The organism is Opitutia bacterium, from assembly GCA_016217545.1.
Lineage (GTDB): Bacteria > Verrucomicrobiota > Verrucomicrobiia > Opitutales > Opitutaceae > Didemnitutus.
Genome location: JACRHT010000008.1, coordinates 1 through 2,709, shown reverse-complemented (window position 1 = coordinate 2,709; position 2,709 = coordinate 1). Strand labels below are relative to the sequence as shown.

Genomic DNA, 2,709 nt, shown 5'->3' with positions numbered 1-2,709 from the left:
CTAGCCTTGCTTGGGCGCAGGGACCTTCACAAACGGGTCAAGTTTCGTCATGCGGCGATCCGATGGTCGTCGTACCAGCGCTGAAGGTTTCGGTCGAGCTCGTCGAAGGATCGCTTGAGGGGCGTGTTGGGCGCGTGCGGGTCGAGCGTGGCGAGACCCGTTCGGAGCGCCCGGTCGTGGAGCTTCACGAGGAAGAGGCCGGCGCGGAGCCCGAAGGGCGTGAGACGGTAGCGGTGGCTCTTGGGGAGGCGCTCGATCAGCCCGTGCAGGCGAAGGCGGCGAAGGTCGTAGGTCATGCTGCCGGGCGTGATCTCGCTCGGATCGATGCCGAGCAGGCGTGCGACGTGTTTGCGCAGATCGCGATTGGCGAAGCCGCGGGGTAGCAGCGAGAAGATGACGATCGCGTGCAGGAGGGCTTGCGCGCGGGTGTCGCCGAACCGCAAGGCGGGAGCGCGTTGACCGTCGACGACGACGGGTTGAACGATGCGGCGAAGGGCGTCGTCGCCGACGGCGCAATCGTGGGTCGCTCGCTGGACGTCGAGCAGACGTCGGTTGGCTTGGAAGCCGATCTTGCGTAGCTGGGGGAGGTTCTTGAGGCGTTTGCCGATGCCGAAGTCACGCGTGTCGTTGATCGTCGTCTCAGTCCGAAGGGCACGGCCCTCCTTGTGGTACTGCTTGATGCGCGTCCGCTTGTAGTCGACGTGGAGCGAGGGCGTGACGCCCTCGGTGATGACGCGCGTGCGGAACGTGCCCGGCGTCTGCTTCGTCACGCGACGACCAAAGATGATCTGCACATGGTCGGGTCGGCCGATGTCGAGGTTTTCGCGGATGACGTTCTCGAAGAAGAGCCGTCCGGTGACTGGCCGGTCCATCACCTGCGTCAGCGAGAACTCCGCCTGGAGGATCGAGAGGTCGTAGCGATATCCCGCGGCTCGGTCTGCGCGCGTGAACGGATGTGGCAGGCGTCGGAGCCACTTGCGAAAGAGGGCGTCGATCTTATCGCTCGTAAGCTCGTCGCAGATCTGCTGAACGCGCTTCGGATCGCGACACGAGAGGATGCCGTTGTCGAGCGGCTCGTACTTCATGCGGCGCCTGTCGAGCTGGCGCTTGAGGTACTCGTGACCGTTGATGCAGAGCTTCGCGTTGTACGGGAAGTATGAGCAGAACTTGAGGAAGAACGGGCCGAAGTCGCGGTCGACGCAGTAGAAGTAGTAGGCGTTGACCATCGCGCTGGCGCGGACGATCCACGGGTACGTCACACCGTGACGGTCACGGCGCTTCTCGGTGCGGAAGACGGAGGCGCGCTCTTGCGCCTTGCCGACGAAGAGAACGCCCTCGTCGGCTTCGAACTTCGAGAGGTGGTCGCGGGCGACGTCGTCCTTTCGCTCGCCCTTGCGGAAGTGGACGACGGGGATGTCGTGCTCGGCAACGAAGGCTTCGATGCGGCGCACGAAGGCGGTGGTCATCTTTCCCATCGTGACGGTGGACGGCACGAGATCACCTCGGTGGTAACGGAAGAACGCCGCCGCGGCGCCTTCGTATTGAAGGCCGGGGACGTACGCGTTGAGGTACATGCGATCGATCCCCTCGATCTCGAGGGTCACGTGCTTGGTCAGGATTTCGGCGACGCTGGGTGGTACGCTCATCGTGGGCTCCGGCGTTGGATTGTCCCTCGAGGACCGGCCTCTCACGGCCACATTGACCGCATCGACGGTCCAGCAGGAGTGGCTTCGCCACATTCCTCACCACCACGCCGGAGCTCTCTCTTCCGAGGGCAAGAGGCTGCGCGCCAGCGAGGCGCGCTTCAGCAGTCAGCGGGAGCCGAGACCTCCGAGCCGGGTGACCATGGCGCAGAAGCGATCGAGCAAGACGATGACCGCATCCGCCTTGCCCTCGCCGACGAGGTTGAGCACGACGGCGCCCTCGATCGCTGCCGCCGCCTCGCCGGCCTCGGCCCGGGCGCATCGGAGACGAGCTGAACGATCGGCGCCCTCGCGCGCAGCGCCCTCGGTGAACTGCAGGTAGGCGCCGAGAAGCGCCCGTCGGAGCTGGTCGGCCAGCTTGGAGTACCCACGTGGCAAGGCCCGTGCGATGAGGTCGCCGAGGCTAAGCGCCTCGAGGATGACGTGGAACGCATCGAGGCTGTGGTGTGCGAAGCGTGCAGGATGCATGAGGACCTCCCGGCCCGGTGGAGCCCGGGCCTTCGCCCCAAACAGCGCAGCCCGCGTGACGAGGCTCGCGCCCGTCAGCTCACGAGAACGCCGAAGGTGCGGAGGCGCGAGCCTCGGCGCGCGGGGTGCGCGTCAGGCGCAGGTCCGGGCTCCACCGGGCCGGGCGTTGGCATCCTGCCCGACCGCGCCGCGAGGCTCGCGGTCTCGGCAGCGTGCGCGGCAGGGGATGCGGTCCTCGGCTGCGGCTCGTGGCTCGCGCATCGATGCAGTCCGAACCCGAACCGCAGCCGCGAACCCGAACCCCAGCCGCGCACCCTGCCGCAGCCGCAGCCGTCCGTCGCGCTTGCAGTTTCGCGACGCGCCCGCGCAACGCCGAGCTTCACATGCTCGTCGGGCTGGGGCGTAAGCCCCGTTAGTACTACTTCGCGCCCCAAGTTCGTGAGGGGATCCGTCGAGCCGGGGGTGATCGTAGACGTAGACGTAGACGTAGACGTGGTCGTTGACGGCAACGGCAACGTGGAGGTGGACGTGATGCGTT

The 2,709-nt window shown here is 66.6% G+C and carries 2 protein-coding genes; both read right to left on the bottom strand.

Going from position 1 to position 2,709, the window contains the following annotated elements; translation table 11 throughout:
• Positions 1–47: 47 nt before the first annotated feature.
• A complete protein-coding gene (locus tag HZA32_05310; GenBank protein MBI5423483.1) occupies positions 48–1,646 on the bottom strand; it encodes a hypothetical protein in 1,599 nt (532 codons plus the stop codon).
• A gap of 165 nt (positions 1,647–1,811) precedes the next feature.
• Positions 1,812–2,171 carry a hypothetical protein gene (locus HZA32_05305; GenBank protein MBI5423482.1) on the bottom strand — a complete coding sequence of 120 codons (360 nt, stop codon included), beginning with the start codon at positions 2,169–2,171 and terminating at the stop codon, positions 1,812–1,814.
• Positions 2,172–2,709 lie beyond the last annotated feature (538 nt).

Bases quoted from the DNA above. Each gene is read 5' to 3' on its own strand.
- HZA32_05305 (MBI5423482.1), bottom strand. From the start codon at position 2,171: ATGCATCCTGCACGCTTCGCACACCACAGCCTCGATGCGTTCCACGTC.
- HZA32_05310 (MBI5423483.1), bottom strand. From the start codon at position 1,646: ATGAGCGTACCACCCAGCGTCGCCGAAATCCTGACCAAGCACGTGACC.